22 protein-coding genes and 2 tRNA genes are annotated in these 16178 nt (G+C 35.9%); all 24 read right to left on the reverse strand.

Annotated features, from left to right (window positions below; genetic code table 11):
• Window positions 1-15: 15 nt before the first annotated feature.
• The 24 genes from AC6I2O_RS15540 to AC6I2O_RS15655 all read right to left on the reverse strand — a co-directional run bounded on the left by AC6I2O_RS15540 (window position 16) and on the right by AC6I2O_RS15655 (window position 16175).
• The gene (locus AC6I2O_RS15540; protein WP_497743175.1) at window positions 16-585 is read right to left on the reverse strand and encodes a hypothetical protein; all 570 of its coding nucleotides are present in this window, start codon (window positions 583-585) and stop codon (window positions 16-18) included.
• Window positions 586-587: 2 nt separating this feature from the next.
• Complete coding sequence (locus tag AC6I2O_RS15545) at window positions 588-752, reverse strand: hypothetical protein (RefSeq protein ID WP_497743176.1); 165 nt, start codon at window positions 750-752, stop codon at window positions 588-590.
• Between the two features lie 35 nt (window positions 753-787).
• A complete protein-coding gene (locus AC6I2O_RS15550) occupies window positions 788-1897 on the reverse strand; it encodes an AAA family ATPase (RefSeq protein WP_497743177.1) in 1110 nt (369 codons plus the stop codon).
• A gap of 66 nt (window positions 1898-1963) precedes the next feature.
• A complete protein-coding gene (locus AC6I2O_RS15555; RefSeq protein WP_497743178.1) occupies window positions 1964-2914 on the reverse strand; it encodes a prohibitin family protein in 951 nt (316 codons plus the stop codon).
• Entirely contained in the window at window positions 2907-3071 is a 165-nt protein-coding gene (locus tag AC6I2O_RS15560; RefSeq protein ID WP_497743179.1) for a hypothetical protein, read from the reverse strand. The genes AC6I2O_RS15555 and AC6I2O_RS15560 overlap by 8 nt, the downstream gene beginning before the upstream one ends.
• A 997-nt stretch (window positions 3072-4068) precedes the next feature.
• Window positions 4069-6171 carry a TerD family protein gene (locus AC6I2O_RS15565; protein WP_497743180.1) on the reverse strand — a complete coding sequence of 701 codons (2103 nt, stop codon included), beginning with the start codon at window positions 6169-6171 and terminating at the stop codon, window positions 4069-4071.
• A 169-nt stretch (window positions 6172-6340) separates the two neighbouring features.
• A tRNA-Gln gene (locus tag AC6I2O_RS15570) sits at window positions 6341-6411 on the reverse strand.
• Window positions 6412-6440: 29 nt separating this feature from the next.
• A tRNA-Ile gene (locus AC6I2O_RS15575) sits at window positions 6441-6514 on the reverse strand.
• Between the two features lie 640 nt (window positions 6515-7154).
• Window positions 7155-8111, reverse strand: coding sequence for a phage lytic cycle repressor MrpR family protein (locus AC6I2O_RS15580; RefSeq protein ID WP_497743181.1), 957 nt, complete (start codon window positions 8109-8111; stop codon window positions 7155-7157).
• 129 nt (window positions 8112-8240) lie between these two features.
• Window positions 8241-9269, reverse strand: coding sequence for a tyrosine-type recombinase/integrase (locus tag AC6I2O_RS15585; protein ID WP_497743182.1), 1029 nt, complete (start codon window positions 9267-9269; stop codon window positions 8241-8243).
• A gap of 16 nt (window positions 9270-9285) precedes the next feature.
• A complete protein-coding gene (locus AC6I2O_RS15590) occupies window positions 9286-9429 on the reverse strand; it encodes a hypothetical protein (RefSeq protein ID WP_497743183.1) in 144 nt (47 codons plus the stop codon).
• 283 nt (window positions 9430-9712) lie between these two features.
• Window positions 9713-10852, reverse strand: a complete 1140-nt coding sequence (locus tag AC6I2O_RS15595) for a hypothetical protein (protein ID WP_497743184.1) — start codon at window positions 10850-10852, stop codon at window positions 9713-9715.
• A gap of 162 nt (window positions 10853-11014) precedes the next feature.
• The gene (locus AC6I2O_RS15600) at window positions 11015-11548 is read right to left on the reverse strand and encodes a Uma2 family endonuclease (protein WP_497743185.1); all 534 of its coding nucleotides are present in this window, start codon (window positions 11546-11548) and stop codon (window positions 11015-11017) included.
• Between the two features lie 49 nt (window positions 11549-11597).
• On the reverse strand, window positions 11598-11729 hold the full coding sequence (locus AC6I2O_RS15605) for a hypothetical protein (protein ID WP_497743186.1): 132 nt from the start codon (window positions 11727-11729) through the stop codon (window positions 11598-11600).
• 164 nt (window positions 11730-11893) lie between these two features.
• Window positions 11894-12103 (reverse strand): hypothetical protein, encoded by a 210-nt coding sequence (locus tag AC6I2O_RS15610; RefSeq protein ID WP_497743187.1) that lies wholly within the window; start codon window positions 12101-12103, stop codon window positions 11894-11896.
• A gap of 221 nt (window positions 12104-12324) precedes the next feature.
• Entirely contained in the window at window positions 12325-12933 is a 609-nt protein-coding gene (locus tag AC6I2O_RS15615) for a DUF6273 domain-containing protein (protein ID WP_497743188.1), read from the reverse strand.
• A 44-nt stretch (window positions 12934-12977) separates the two neighbouring features.
• On the reverse strand, window positions 12978-13250 hold the full coding sequence (locus AC6I2O_RS15620) for a hypothetical protein (RefSeq protein WP_497743189.1): 273 nt from the start codon (window positions 13248-13250) through the stop codon (window positions 12978-12980).
• 22 nt (window positions 13251-13272) lie between these two features.
• Window positions 13273-13557 carry a hypothetical protein gene (locus AC6I2O_RS15625; RefSeq protein ID WP_497743190.1) on the reverse strand — a complete coding sequence of 95 codons (285 nt, stop codon included), beginning with the start codon at window positions 13555-13557 and terminating at the stop codon, window positions 13273-13275.
• A 105-nt stretch (window positions 13558-13662) separates the two neighbouring features.
• A complete protein-coding gene (locus tag AC6I2O_RS15630) occupies window positions 13663-13812 on the reverse strand; it encodes a hypothetical protein (RefSeq protein WP_497743191.1) in 150 nt (49 codons plus the stop codon).
• 27 nt (window positions 13813-13839) lie between these two features.
• Window positions 13840-14253 (reverse strand): hypothetical protein, encoded by a 414-nt coding sequence (locus AC6I2O_RS15635; RefSeq protein ID WP_497743192.1) that lies wholly within the window; start codon window positions 14251-14253, stop codon window positions 13840-13842.
• Between the two features lie 20 nt (window positions 14254-14273).
• Window positions 14274-14471: a hypothetical protein gene (locus AC6I2O_RS15640; RefSeq protein WP_497743193.1), complete on the reverse strand. Its 198-nt coding sequence runs from the start codon at window positions 14469-14471 to the stop codon at window positions 14274-14276.
• A gap of 22 nt (window positions 14472-14493) precedes the next feature.
• On the reverse strand, window positions 14494-15066 hold the full coding sequence (locus tag AC6I2O_RS15645) for a hypothetical protein (RefSeq protein WP_497743194.1): 573 nt from the start codon (window positions 15064-15066) through the stop codon (window positions 14494-14496).
• A 79-nt stretch (window positions 15067-15145) separates the two neighbouring features.
• Entirely contained in the window at window positions 15146-15499 is a 354-nt protein-coding gene (locus AC6I2O_RS15650) for a hypothetical protein (protein WP_497743195.1), read from the reverse strand.
• 16 nt (window positions 15500-15515) lie between these two features.
• The gene (locus AC6I2O_RS15655; RefSeq protein WP_497743196.1) at window positions 15516-16175 is read right to left on the reverse strand and encodes a hypothetical protein; all 660 of its coding nucleotides are present in this window, start codon (window positions 16173-16175) and stop codon (window positions 15516-15518) included.
• Window positions 16176-16178: the final 3 nt, after the last annotated feature.

A 16178-nucleotide genomic window follows, 5' to 3' on the forward strand; every position in this document is an offset into this window, starting at 1 on the left:
TATTTACTCTTCCTCCTAAAATTCTTTTTTGCACACCAGGTCCATTACACTAGTACGGTAAGCATCTTCCACTTCAAAGATTTCATCATCCAGATGTTTTACTACTTCTGTGTAATTTTTCGCCTGCTCATCCATAGATTTAGCCAACCTGCGATATTCATTTGCCTGATCAATCAATGACGCTATAATATCCTTATATTCATTTTTCTTTTCTTCCGTTGCTTTTAAAGCATCACAATATACTTCTCTTGTACCGTTAATTTTGTTCATCATCTGCTCAATAAAAGTCTTATTAAACTCTTCGCCAAGTCCAAAATCAATCTTGTACATTGTGATTGCTTTTGCCTTGTCCTTATTTACCAGAAGGACCCATGTACCATTCAAATGAACATTTACCGGATTCTTATCTTTCAGTACACCTGAATAAATTAACTCGCTGTATTCATATAACTTATTGATATTCTCTTCGATTTTCTCTTTATTCTGCGCAACGTACACAGCAATATCTGCCTTAGTGTCACGCGACATAATCCTCTCAGCATAGCGTTCAGCGCAATGCTGAGTGATCATAAGCCGCTCTTCCATGACTATTCCTCCTCAAAAATATCTTCCAAAGTTCTCTTTTCGTCATACTCTTTAATAGCCCGGAATACATATTTTAATGTATCTTTCAAAATAATATACGCAGTTACTGCAATTGCTGTCTTTGTTGCATAATCTTTTACCTTTTTTAAAATATTGTTGTTTTCCATAATTCTTTGTCCTTTCTTATTTTGTATTTACGTCTTTAAAATGCTCCATAGTGATATGTTCTTGGCGATTCCATAACCATTGTCAAATTAGCTATTCCCGTTTCTTTGACGTGTTTGGAAAAACCTCCATCATCCTCATCTTCATCGTAACTTACCCCGATACATTCTTGTGGAACTAACAGAGTATCATCATAATCGTTATATACTACATCTTCTATATTGAACGAGACTAAAACTGATTGCTCTCCCCGTCCAATCCACTTGTAAAAGTGCCCTGTCTTATCAAATAAGTCAATTTCCACGCCCGGTTGGATAATTTCAGTGCCGTCATTCAAACATAATATAAGCCGATATTGTTCTTTTCCTATATTCAAAATATTCAAATCCTTAATTGCTTCGTTAAATGTAATACCCGTATTCAGTTCAAAAGCAATGGACCGTAGACAGTCATAATTAAGCTTAACCCTTTTAGAGAATCGAACAACCGCATCAATTTCTTCCCAGTAAGTTTCTTCTACTTTATCTTGTAAATAAGTCCTTATCTCATCTCCGTTAGGATAATTAAATCTAAAATGGTAATGAAATCTCCCTGGACGATTCAATAAAAAATCATTCAATTTGGTAATCTTATTACATGTGATTACAAACAGTTTTTTCCCTTCCACTATCCCATCAAACAACCCCAAAAGCGTTGATTGCGGATCTGCCTCGTTATCTGCTTGCTGCACAGTACCAAAGGTTTTATCGAATTCATCAAAGAGGATCAGAACTTCCTGGTCAATCTGTTCCAGATAGGAAGAAATCCCCGGATAAAACTTATCTACAACGACAACCGGGATCCCCTTACCTATAGCACTAATGGCAAGCATCTTAGCAAATAAAGACTTTCCGATCCCCTTATCACCACTTAAGATGACACCCAGATTCCTTTCCATCGTCTCAAAAGTATTTAAAACCTTTGTTACCTTTTCATTATGCACGCCATATATTTTTTCTTCCGCTATGCTAATGTCGTGATATTGCCCCAAAAAAAATCCTGACATTTTTGAAAATCTCACAACATAAGACTGAGCTGGAAGTTGCTTATAAGTCTTCAACGAATCATCATAAATTTCATACCTGTTACCAATGTTAATTGTTTTCATTGCTATCCTTCCTTTCATTTTGTTGAAAAACTATATGTGGCTGTGACACCACACATAGCTAAAAAATTATTCCTGAGTATTTGCAAGATCCCCGACATCTACAATAGTTGCGCTCCCAGCACCAGACTGAACCTTCGGAACATCTCCATTCCATTTATCAATTCTAAGTTTATCAATCAGCTCTGGGGTAAGCGATTCTGCGATCTTCTTATTTGCTTCTGCTTCTGCATCCGCTGCAATCTTACGAGCTTCAGCCTTACCTTCTGCTGCAATCCTTGCCTGTTCTGCCTGAATTGTGGCAGCTTCTTTATCTCTTTCAGCAGCAATCAGCGCTACCTCTTTATCTTTGTTAGCCTGTACCTCTGCCGTGCTCTTCTCAATGCGAGCCAGTTCAAGTTCCTGCTGAGCGTTTACCTTCTTCTGAATAGCAGCCTGGGTCTCTTCATCTGTAGAAATATTTGTAAAGTTGACCGTGTCGATAATAATTCCATATGGGTCGAATTTACCTTTCAGATATACATCCAAAGCTTCATTCAGCTCTTGCCGCTTATCGCCAAACACATCTGTCACAGGGTATTTAGCCGTTACTTCCTGTGTCCAGGCAATCATTTTAGGCTTAATAAAAGTGTTCTTTACATCTTTACCAGATAATCCTTTAAACTGCGTAAATACCTTAGTCACTTGGTCTGGATCAAATCTGTAAGAAAATTCCAAATCAACCATCAGAGATTTTCCATCTGCTGTCGGTGTTTTAAAGCTTTCATCCTTCGGACTATCTCCCTTGTCTTCAGAAGTCAAATAAGACTGCTCAATACCAATAGAATATGTTGTAACCTTTTTCATTGGCGACACAAAATTCCATCCCTGCTGCAGCACTTCTCCTGCTACACCACCTGAAGGACTATATACCACTCCTACATAACCTGCCGGGATACGCTCGATGCATTTGTAAGCACAAATAGCTCCTACTCCTAATACCAATGCGAGGAAAATTCCTCCAATTTTACCTTTATTCATTCTTTGTTTTCTCTCCTTCTTCCTCATCTTTCATTTCGTCTACTGCGTCTTTAAAAATTCTTTTTACTAACCATCCTATTGGCTTGAATAAAAATGCCAGCAAGAACCATAAGACTACCAGTGCACAGACAACTAACAATATAAATACTGGATTCAATATCTCACCTCCGGTGCATCTCTGTTTTTCATTTTTTTCTTCCTTTCTTGTTATTTTTTATACTTCCGTATAAATAGTGAGCGCAGGAATCGAACCTGCTTAAAAACAAAGCACGTTTTTAATTTCCATTTTCACTTTTTATCTGGGGAAATTTTAGCTGAACAGCTATAAGATATGGTGGTTAGCGTGCCTGCTATGTTATTATATCATAAGCATCTTTAATAGAAGGAAGCGGGCACATAGCCACCAAAATTAGTTGCTTCGGGAAAGCTCGTAGTCTAAAACCATCATATGTTTTATTTATCAATTAGAAGGAAGACTACAAATAGCCCGAAATATATCATCATTTGACATCTCTTATTCGTTGAGTTATAATATCTCCGTCATCAATTTGGTAATATTCTTTTTACATTGTCAGGTCATACCTGAAGTTTTACAAAGTTGTGTTTCGACACTACTTCCTGTTCTGACTGTGGTCAGAGACGTAATTACAACTCATTTCGTTGAGCTTGCCCTCAACGGAATCATATTTGCAATTAGAAAGGGGAGATGTCATATGAGACACATCATATCTTGTATACTGTTTGGGGTTATTAAATATGTAAAACTCTCACGATGAGCAGTGTAATTAGAGATTACAATACCCCAAACAGTATACATCCAAAATATATTCTAATTTGACATTTCCACCTTTTCCATATATAATGTTTCATGAAGTTCGGCAATTATTTATCTTAGTAAGCAGGTCGCACCTGCAAGCTTACAACTGTGTTTCGGAACTCCTTCCGACTCTGATTAAGATCAGAGATACTTTATCGTGTTATTTGAGCGTGTCCAGAATCTTCGGATTCTTCAGCACAATTTTTAACATTAAAAAGGAAAAGGGGAGATGTCAAATGAGAAACATAGTATCTGGTATAGTGTTGGTAATTCTGTAGGCTTTCTTAGCGAAAGATTATTAAGATAATTTAATTGTATAATTACCAACACTATACTTTCAAAGGTATTCTGCCATAAATACTTCCGTATCATATGGTGTAATACCATCGTCTATATCAAAAATAACATCTGCATCTTCTTTATTATCTACTTCCACTCCTCTCGCTTGAATATGCATTTTAATCAGGTCGTATAAATTTGGTTTATTCATGTGCACTACAGAGTAGCACGCAGCTGCAGTTCTGGTTAATGTATTATCTATTCGCGACCCGAACCAATGTCCTCCTGCCATGTCACACCAAATAAATTCTCTTGTAACACAGTCAAATATTACAGGAATTGCCTGCGTCGTGTTTGCTGTCAAATCCATTTTTTGAGCAACTGTTGCAGGCTCAAATATTTCGCCGCTGTTCACATCCTGTCTCTCCATCCATCCGAACATGGTATTCGGTAGATTGTTAAATCTATGACCTGAATAATCATATACATTAAATACAAGATACCTAACAGAATGTTCAATTGCTGTTTCAATATCCACATCTATAAATTCAGCAGCGCCTTTACCTTTTGGGTCCCCTCCATTTACAATGTCTCCGGAATGGCAGCTATTGAAACATCCATGCCTTAAATTAGTCCAATCCACATACCCCATAGATTCCCACGCTTCGTTAAAAAAACTTACAGACAGATCTATATCAACCCGTTTTCCATCCATAGTGTTTGTCCACCATATGAATCCTCTGATAGCTTTTGCCTGTGGATCAATAGGGATCCTGCTGCCACGAGTATATGCCTTAGCAGCTTTTGCTGCACTCCGTTGACTAAATGGAACCACATAATTTCTATATGCTTCTGAAATATACACCCGGCCCATAAAAGACTTTTTAGCATACTGCTTATATAAAGCTCTTTCGCAGAGTTTACTTACGCATTTGCAAATTCCATCTTCAATTTCTGGTAACTCATTTGGAATGTTATACGACCGAGCCATATTTCCTTTTGGGAAAAATACTCTATATTGATCATCTTTACGATGTAGGAAGTGCTCTCTGATTTGCCACAGAACAGGTGTTGCCACTTGATCTGCAATGCGTTCGAACTGTGTTATAACCTTATTTTTATCGTCTACTGTACGTAAGAGGAAGTCCAAGCGACGAGCTAATTCTCCCGGTCTTGTAGCTAACAGATCTATGGTCTTGTCATATTCCTGATCTTCTATACTCTTGACGACTTTACCATTGAATGTCAGTATCTTTTCATTTTCCCTTAGCTTCTTAAATACTTCGCAAACTTCCGGGAACTGCTGCTGATATTCCATAGGATGAAGCTTCTCACTTAAACGTTTCCATTGTTCTTTGTATAGAACCATGTCTTCTTCTATCTTCTCGATGCTGTTTAGCAAATGCAAGATAAGTCTTCTCCGTTCTCTTGGAAAACTTCTAAACTTAGTATTCGTTGCTAAACTTACATCCCCATCAGACAATGCTGTGCACAGTCGTAAAACATCTGTTGCTGTTTTCATATTACTCTTAAGGATATACCCTACGTCTTTATATTGGAACTTACCAACGAGTAAACCACATATATACGCCGCATTTTCCTTATGCTGTAAATCACACAAATTTACTCCATGATAATAAATTGTGTCTATGTAGTATTTAATGTCCTCTTTATCGGTTACAGACAGCGAAGTTTTAGAATGCACCAAGTTTGAAAGGATCTCTAACAAATCACCTGTCCTACCAAAATTTAAGACTTCAATTTTCCCTTCGTTGAATAGTGGCAATCTTTCATTCTTTTCTGTTACCGGTAAGACAGAACCGTAGGACCAGTAGTGTACAAGAGCGTTCAAATATAACTCTGTCTCATCCATTTCCATTATCTGTTTGGGGAAATTAGGGTACATTGGGCTATATACTACGTTCGCTCCCCTCATATTTTTTAGCACCGGCACAAGGTTCAAGTAAAAGTTCTCCAGCTCCTCCTTGCCACTTGTGCTCAGTGCGGAAAATAGCTCATCTGAAAATGTGTACCCAAGAGACTCAATATTTTTATTGATGGTTGCTACATAATTTCTGTTGTCTGTAGACGGGTTGTCCACCAGTACAATGATTTGATTCTTCCTGCGAATCATAATGTCGAGACTATTAAAGTAAATCATATTGTTCTCCTTTTCATATCTGAGGAACGCGCAGCTCCTAATCTGATATAATTGCTAGAATTTTTAGAAGGAAGAAGCTGCATAGCCTCAGTATTTTAATCTGGAACGCTTAACAACTAATCTCCGCCAACTTTAATATAGAAGGAAGTTGTTAAATAGCCAGGTAAACTGGGCCAGCTGGATTCGAACCAGCGACTGCAGGAGTCAAAGTCCTGTGCCTTACCGCTTGGCTACGGCCCCTTATTAACTGCGTAATGCCTTATGGCAAATGGGTCATGTAGGACTCGAACCTACGACCATCCGGTTATGAGCCGGATGCTCTAACCAACTGAGCTAATAACCCGATATTTAATTTTATCTTTTGTGGGAGTGGAGCGGATTGTTGATGTGGTTTATGGTGTTGTGTATTGCTGTTTCTCTCGTTGATGCTTGTATTATATCACGACTATACTAAATTGTCAATATACTTTTTAGAAAAATTCTATTTCTATTTTTTCACTCGTAGCGAGAGCAATACTAAAAACGTTATGACCGTCGTAATTGTAAATGCAATCGTCGTTAATACACAATGAAATTTCTTCCTCTATTCCATTGTCAAACATTTCAAATACCAACTTATTAGACAGTGCAGTAATTTCATGTATAATACCGCGCATAGAAATTTGAGCCATATCAGTATGATACACGATACTTACATACATAGCGGTTTCATTCCTACTCAATAAATTCTTTATAATTGTGTCTTTCGTCACTGACTGTTTCCATTACTGTACGACCTTCCTCTCTCGAACATTCGTTCTTGTTTTCTTCAATTATAGTACATATGTTCTGTTTAGTCAAGAACATAATACTTTTTTCTGAACCTGTTCCATACAAAAAAATAGAGCAGCTTAAATAATTTCACTGCTCTACCTCCTTGACGATGCTCTAATGTCGCATTGAAAATGTCGTACCGCTCAAAAACATTCTCAATTTATGGATAGCTAAAAATACCTGTCCATGGCTCTATTAATTTGAGTTTTTTTAGTGCTATACTGCTCTATAAGCTTATCAATATTCTCAATATTAAAAAAATCTTTTTTTGTCTTAACTTGCTGATGGTTTTGTATTGCTAATAAATTAGCATGGTAAAAGAATCCAGACCAATATATATCTAATGGTGTATACTCACCAGCCAATCCTAAAACAGTAAACAAGTTCATTAACTTATTTTTAATCTTACGACTTTTTAATTCCTTGTTTCTTGTCTCGTCAGTATATAATTGGTTCTTTACAATCCTTCCCCTTTCTGGAGCCAGCTGATGTAATCTTGTACGACCAGACCATTCTATTACCTTGTATTCATTTGTATTAGCAGCAACTGACGCATAGTGAAATAACTGATAATCTGTTTTAAACTTTCTATGTTTATAGTCGATTTCTCCGTCTTCTTTAATATCCGCTAACCATATAGTTAAAGCATTGGCATCGGAATCATTCATGCTAGAATATCCCAATTCAACATACCCCTTACCTTTTATTCCACAGTATAAACCATAAAGTAAAAATTTATCTACTGCATTTTCTAAAGAATCCAACAATAATTCAATATCTTTATAAGATAAAATAGTTGCATCACGATTACTTGATACTGCTTTTACATCTGAAGTAGATATTTTCCTACTTTCTTCATTGTCTGGGTTAAAAAATAACACATACTTGTTTAATCTTGTGTGTAAAATCCATAAAGAAGTAGACTTACATTCAAATGTTTGATACATACTTAACAACTCATCTTTGGTAAAAAAGCTTATATCCTTTGATTTCTTCATTTCTGTGTAAGCTGTTTTATTAAATAGTGTAGCGTAATCTTCACAATATACATCGGAATATCGCTCTTTACGAATATAATCAAGAAACTTCTGCTTCTGTTCTGCGTTATAGTATAACTTATTGTCCACGTTTTACACCTCCTCTATCCTGTACAATTTTAGCAAAAAAGTATAGCCGTGTCAAAACATTTTTTTTACTTAAAAATCATACATTGAGGCACTGTAAGATAAAAAAAATAAGACTGTCAAATGTAAGACTTACCCCTTACCACTGACCACTGCGCTCATATAATTCAGCGCATTCCTCTTCTTATCTTCTTTTACTTTAGCGTATCTACGAGTCACTTCTGTACTGTTATGACCAAGCAATGTTGACACCAAATAAATATCGCCAGTGGCATCATAAAGACTGGTTGCCATTGTCGCCCTTAACTTATGTGCAGTAATTGGCTTGTGTGTAGATGCAGTGTACTTTGTTATAATCTTGTTAGCTGCCGTCGCAGTCATTCTTTTACACTGACCACCATACACAGTGATAAATAAAGCTTCATTTTCCCCACCTCTTGCATTTACAATCAATTCCCTTTGATCCAGCCATTCTTGAATACACTCCATTAACCCCTGGATTTCAAATGATCGGGTTTTTTCTTCTTTTTCGACCACCTGAAGTATTCCAAGTTCAACATTGATATCTCCTACATTAATATCTAATAAGGCAGATATACGTATACCGGTGACAAGCGGCAGCATGATCAACAACTTATCTCTAAGCATCCATGTAGTTTGACGTTGCTTCGCAATGCTGCTACCAACACCATTCGCTATATTTTGCATAACCTCATTTATCTCATCTTGCTCCAGATAAACTAAGTTATCTTGCTCAGGGACCCGCAAACGCTCTACAAGATCGCACAAATTCTGTGTAAGAACTCCCTTACTGATCCAGAATTTAAAAAAAGCGCTTGCTGCGCTTATTTTTGCGTTGACGATTGTTGGTGCATTTCTCTTCATGCTGTCATCTTGTTTAACAGAGATATGAAGTATATATTGATTCATCAAAGTTAAATCAATTTCTTTAATAAGATCAATAGAAAGAATATCTGCTTCAAAATGCTGCTTACAGAAATCAATAAACTCTACCACATATCTGATATACTTTTCTCTTGTGGTCATTGATTTATTCATCATCCTGTAAAAGAATTCTTCTAGATAATTTTCTTGCTGTCGTCCAATGAAATCTAAGATTTGATGTTCTATACATTGTTCTCTTTGTAGTCTTCCTTCCACGCTCCTCACCTCTTTCTTACGAATGATCCGCAATCCAGCATAATGTATAAATAATTTCAAAAAACAGTACAGTTACAAAACCACCAAGACCAAACAAACTAGAGCCAATCAATATAACTCCCTCAATCAGCAATACATCCTTAAACTGTGTCATATTCATGTCATGTTCCTCCTTTAAACATAATAAATCATTTTGAGTTCTGTATCTGCTGGATCAACGATCCTCTCAGGTTCAAATATGCACTCGACGCTCGGTGACATTCTCATATCCGGTGTACTGTTAGGATCATTCTCCCAAAATGTACATAATGCCCCTTGACCTTCTCGACAGTCTGCATCCAACCAATATGTCCCCTCGTTATCAATGTAAACCGGCATGTCATATTGGTTTCTATACAAAAATTTCATTGTTAATGTTTTCTTCGGTTTCTTTGTTTTCTTGGCTATGATAATAATCTCCCTTCTCCTATCTGCTGCTCTTTCAGTTCACTCAGCATACATCCTACGGTGGTTTCAAACTGCCGCTTTAATGTGCTAGAAGCCTCAATCATAATTTTTTTATTTGCTGCAGGTTCATGATAATTGTTAAAATAGTATTCTTTTTCCCTGTCCCAATCAACCTTAAAGATAAAAGTCATACATTTATACACTCTTCTCCATGTAGCCATACCAGCATTGCTTTTGTCTTGATAAATGTCTATCAATGGTTCTATTGTCTCTTCTATAGTCAAATCTGAATTTTCATTAACAAGATCTTTTAAGATTGAGTCAAAAATAGATTTGACCGTCTCATGTCCATAGACTACTTCCAATATTGATGGTTTACGTGAACACTCATGTAGCTCCATATAGTCTTTAATCATCTGCTCCCATACGATACCATAATTAGTAGTCATATAGTCATAGACGTGCTGCAGAACAGCTTTCTGAGTGCCCCAATGGTTAATGCCGATCAACTTCTTAGCAGAATATTTTACAGCTTCCCGCCATTGAGAATATGCATCGTAACTATCCTGATCAATCACTGTTGTAGATGTACTCTGTCTTTTTGATGTTCCTTTATTAGGCAATGTTACCTGTTTACTAGCAGTCAACGTCTGCATAGAATGAATTAAAAACTGGGTAAGTTTGCTCATTCCTTCAAGGGCCAGATCCATTTTTTGATTCAATAATTCAAACCTACTTTCATATTGCGCTTTCACTTGCACACTATCATCAAAGGCTAAATTAGCTGCCTCCTTGAAGCCAGACATAATCTGACACAGTCTATCTCCAAAAAATTGATTGCTATTATAAATTTTATGACTAACTAAGATATCATCAATCCATATCGTGATAGCCGACACCTCAATACCCACGCCTCTGACGTACCTATTGTTAACCGGCCAGTCAAAGAAACTTATCGCTCTTTGCAGATCTTCTCGTCTCTTTAGCTCTATGATTTCTTTTTTAGTTCTCGACTTTGTAAAACCTATAAACTGCAGCACAGACTCCGCCTGTACGTAAATGATACCATTTGAGTCACGTGCTCCTAAAAAATTACATCCGAGGAATGTAATATCCCTCATCTCTAAGTCATTCATCGGTCTCTCCTCCTCCACAATTATATATAAGCACTTAAATTCTGATGCCCGGAACTTAGACGCTTACCTTATGATTTAACGTATACCACTATTTTTGAAGACAAAAAAGCATCTGGATTTTTATTTTCCAAATGCTTTTACTACCATATTTTTTATTTAATTTCACTGAACTTTTATAGAAAAATCTTCATATATTCCTACAGGTATATCCTCACCAAAAGAATATTGTTCCATAGTTTCCTTTTCAAATATATACACTGTAATCATTTCTTTTGTAGGGTCAACAATCCAATATTCTCTCACACCTGCTGTTCGGTATTTAAACAGCTTTGTAAAATAATCCATCGGCTTGTTTCCTGGCGAAACTATCTCAATAATCCAGTCTGGTGTACCTTTACATCCTTTTTCCGTTATTTTATCTTTGTCGCAAATAACAGATATATCTGGTTCTACATAATTTGTTTCATCTTTATTAAGAAATACAGCAAATGGTGCTGGAAATACTTCACATTCACCATTCTTACTTTGAATATAATTTCCAATTTCTCTATCAAAAAAATGCACTAATCTTTGATGCCTTGTATTTGGTGGAGCCATGTAATAAATCTTTCCGTCAATCAATTCTGCACGTTCCCCATCAGGTAAATTATAAATATCTTCTATTGTATAAATATCTTCTTTTCTCAATACATCCATAATATTTTACTTCTCCATCTTCTGTCTCACAATCAATAAATCAATCATTTCAAGACTGCTTATTATTATCGTACCATTTTAAAAAATCACCAAAAATTTCTTCCTCTGCAATTTTTCTAATAGTAATAGCTTCTTCTTTTTTATCGAATCTTCCCAGAAAATGCTTCTTTTTTTTAAACATTATTTCGGCACACCACTTTTGTCTGATTTTATCATACCATACGCCTGTAGTCCCTGAAGTATTTGTGGCTCTAACCCTGCTTCCATCTAATCTTACACTTTTTACAATTTTTATTGCATTTTATGCTTTTCATAAACTATAGTTCACCCTTCAACTAAATAAAGTTAATATGATACTTCACTTTCCAAGAAAGTAAGCATACCAATTATAGATATATCTTCAACTTCTCCAATTTCGTCTATAAGAATTTCATCTGGACAATTTTTTTTACAATATACTGCAGCGGCAGCCTTTATTCCATCTAAAGTCCCAACCATTTCCAAAGCAGATGAACATTCATTTATGTCATGTTTTAATTTTTCGAAATATTTCATTTTTTATGACATCCTTTCCCTAAATGTATCTACGGCTATAAGTAACCGTTTTTTATTTTGTTCATTGTCTTTCTGTCCAGTTCTTATCTTATTATATCAAATTGCAATAATAAAAGCTACTAGATTATTTCCAGTAGCATTTTAAATTATTTCATATTGTTTTCCCGTTTGATTTTTCTGCGATTTCAAAGATTTAATGATGAAACAATCTTTCGCTTCGCTCAAGATTGAAGGGTGAAAAACGGACGCACACCCACGTGGTAATCACAGTCGCGGGAGCTCACACCACCATTGGAGCCGACACACCGAACATAGCTTGATTGATATCCAGAAGGTATAGAATCAGGAGTAACAAGCCACCAAGGATATTTCATATTATCTCCAAGTATCTTTCTGTATTTTCTATACTGATCAATTGTCAACAAGCTAACTTTATCCACACTTGTCCCATAGTCATCTAATCCATCTAACGATAATAAGTCAACTGTATGTTCCACAATTCTGTCTTTACCAAACGCTTCCTCAATTTCTCTTAAATATTCACCATTTAATTTTCTTCTTACATCGCTCGTTTTCCAGTTATTATTATCACCAAACTTCATGTTATTTCCCAATAACTCTTTCCTGATAACAGCCGTTTGATTGCCACCAAGTTGTTCTAATGCTATGTATCCCACATCATTGATAGAGAAAATTTCTCCTGATTTCAATGATAATAAATTAATATCCGACTCATTTGTATTAATAATAATCTGTATATCTCCGTTTACGTTATTGACTGTTACATTCAAATCTTTTTCTGCCTTGTTGACCACATTTATATTACTCATATTTTTATCCTCACCTTCTGTCTTAAATGCGATTTAATTGCCTTTTATACTTCTCTATTTAATACTTCCATAACCTCATGAATATCTGTAACATATCCGCTCCAAACAACATCAGAAACAGATTCGTCCGCCTCCGGATCGCTGTCCTTATATATTTCCATCTTTCCATCAAACCATCTAGCTACATCCATACCATTGTATTTCTGCATAGATGGCATCAAAAATTCTACATTGTAAAAATAAAAATTGTCGGTGTCCATGATATCCCATTGTTTCCAATTGAAAATATCAACACCACAAAATTGTTCTGTATACATATTTGTGCTCCCTCCCTTTATATCAATTAGCCGCTTCTATCTCATGCTCTGTAATTCTCCACTCCCAACGATCACCATCACAGTCACGATCAATGAGCGCATCACCACAAAAATCACCATCTGTAAAATTCCAATAACAACCACAAGAACCATACCCCGCATCCGACTCTTCCTGTGTAACTTTAAGTTCCGTCATTTGCTCTGAATATTCTTTTCTTACAGCTGTAAGAGCTTCACATCCGTCAGTAAATACTTCTGGTTCCGGTCTATATTCTGGGTTGTCTCGTTCTATTACGTAAATTTTCATATATATACCCTCCTATTTTTCCAATGCCTATAAAAATGAGCTTATATCCTTTGATGAATATAGGCCCTAAAACTTTCTATGTATTTTGCTTTTAAAATCTCAAAGTTATTCCTGCATGGCTATAGCAATGATTGTTCCCTGAATCTGAATTAACAGGTCTTCCTGTGTAACGCTACCACGAGCGAGCAATGTTCCTCTTTTAGCCATATCTTTAAATGTTGCAATCAATTTTTCTACTTGTACGTTTTCTTTCATATGCCCTCCTAACTTGTTAATCAAGTATCACCGAGAGCTCTTAACCCGCAGATACATACTTTTCAATTCTTCAATAATAACTTTCTCCGGAAATGTAAAACAAGTCACTATATCGAATATTTGCCTTAAAGAAACCACAACTCCTACAATAAATAATACCCCTGTGACCGCACCTACAAATACAACCAATACATCATAGTCACTACATGGATCATTTTCATATTTATTGCAAAACTGTATGGTCAACTTGATTCCCTTAATCGACATAAACAAGCATACCAAGCCCAATAACAACCACACTATGCTTGTCGCAACGTCATAGTCCACATACTTATTACACAACTGCTCTAAATAAGGAATGATGTCTGATGAAGTCCAATCCATAACAAGACCAAATTTTTCTGACAATGCATCAAGTACCTTAATAACCTCTTCTGACATATTTGCTCCTTTCTAATTTTTTATTCTGGCATTTTCCTTTTAACCTCTGATACAAGTAATTCTCTGTTATACTTATAATCTTTTCCATCACGAGGCAAATCAATCTCACCTTTCATTATCTGCTCTTCAATCTGGTCATAAGCTGCATCTTCATCTGCTGCTTCTAGTTCCACGGTTCTTTTATATGTCTCCGTTATATCTACTTTAAACTTAAGCATAACCTCTCTCCTTTCTAACTCATCACAATCTTCTTGCATTATACCCCTTTTCAATCTCCTCTAATGTTCTTGGTGTATAATCCATATATGAAATCATTGCACCAACATTGAACATGTTGCAGGGCACGTCGTACAATTCTTCCATTTGCCTTCTCATGTGCTCCATCATATTCCATTCAAATCCCGTATGTACGTGGCCATATAAATGGTACGCACCATAATAATGCCGATTAAAGCACGGTATAGGATAATGAGACAGTACAATCATCTCTTCGTTTTCTGTTGGTTGTAATTCTTTATACTGCTCAATCTCAACAAATTGATCTCGCATATTTTTACTCTTAAGTAATCTTTTGTCATGGTTTCCTACAATCAAATGCTTCCTTCCATTCAGATGACCCATGATCTGAATAGTCTCTGTTGTATTCCTCCAGCTAACATCTCCGAGAATATACACATCATCATCAATATTAACTGCAGTATTCCATCTCTGCGCCAAGCATTCGTCATGCTTTTCTATGGAAGTAAATGGCCGATTATCGAATGTTAAGGCATTCTTATGTCCAAAATGCAAATCTGCGATAAAGTAATTCATACTCTTTTCTCCCCCCGTTTTATCGCTCTAATTAATGTATTCGTTTCCATTTCCTTATCTTTTCAAAATCCTATACATACTATGAACCATAATGGAAACCCATTGTATCTTCAATGTCCCGTATATCGCACTCGTTTGGTTGTCTTGCATACAATTTCAACCACTTTCTGGACATTAAAACAGATTCAATCTCAGAAAAATTGATTGTGTAGCATAATTCCGAGTATACGTTATAGATTGTTGCTCCCATGTCAAAATTACCGAGACAATACTCATCTCCTACAAAATAACAGTCTATTTCATCAAGAATCCAGCTTATCACTTCTATATCTGAAAAACGTTTATTATAGATATCTGTAATCTGTTCTGTGGTTAAACGGAAACTTATGTTTCCATTATTGAATTCTTTTATATTTTCATGCACTCTTTTCATTGAAGTTCCACTCTTTTTAAAAATCAACCGTATTGAATCTTTCAGGCTCCAGTATCATTTCATAATGATAACCATCGTCGTAAGTATTAGGGACTCTTGTCCTTTTTGTCTCTCTGTAAACTTCTGATATCGGCGCACTTAAAAGCATTTCCAAAATTTTTGTTGCTGCATCACTTACTTCCATATCCGTAAGAGTCTTAAACAAGTCATAAGACTTCGCCCATTCTTTTGTATCTTCGCTTGCGTAGATATTGAATGAACGTTTTCCATTTCTAACAGGCGTTTTACTATACATAAACTCAAAGAAAGGATTGTCATCCATCTGATAATAATAGTACACATCATTCAATACAAAACTAATATAGCTTGTATGAGTCACTGTTATCGGTTCATTATTGATGGCTTCTAACTCTCTCAATCTTTCCCTGTATTCTGCAATAGCTGTTACTCTTGGAGGATAAGACTGTACTTTTTCCAGATCTGCAAGCTGTGCAATTTTTTCCTTACACTCTCTTTTTAAAGCATCGACGTTTCGGTTGCTTATGATTGCCTTTTTATGTGGTTTGACTTTACCGCATCGGCTCTGCACCAAACATGAAAGTGCAGTCATGATTCTGCACATATTATATTCCCATGTACTTAAATACAACCTTTCATTTTCTTTAATAACGATCATAAA

This window comes from Blautia sp. St.27G3 (assembly GCF_059728505.1).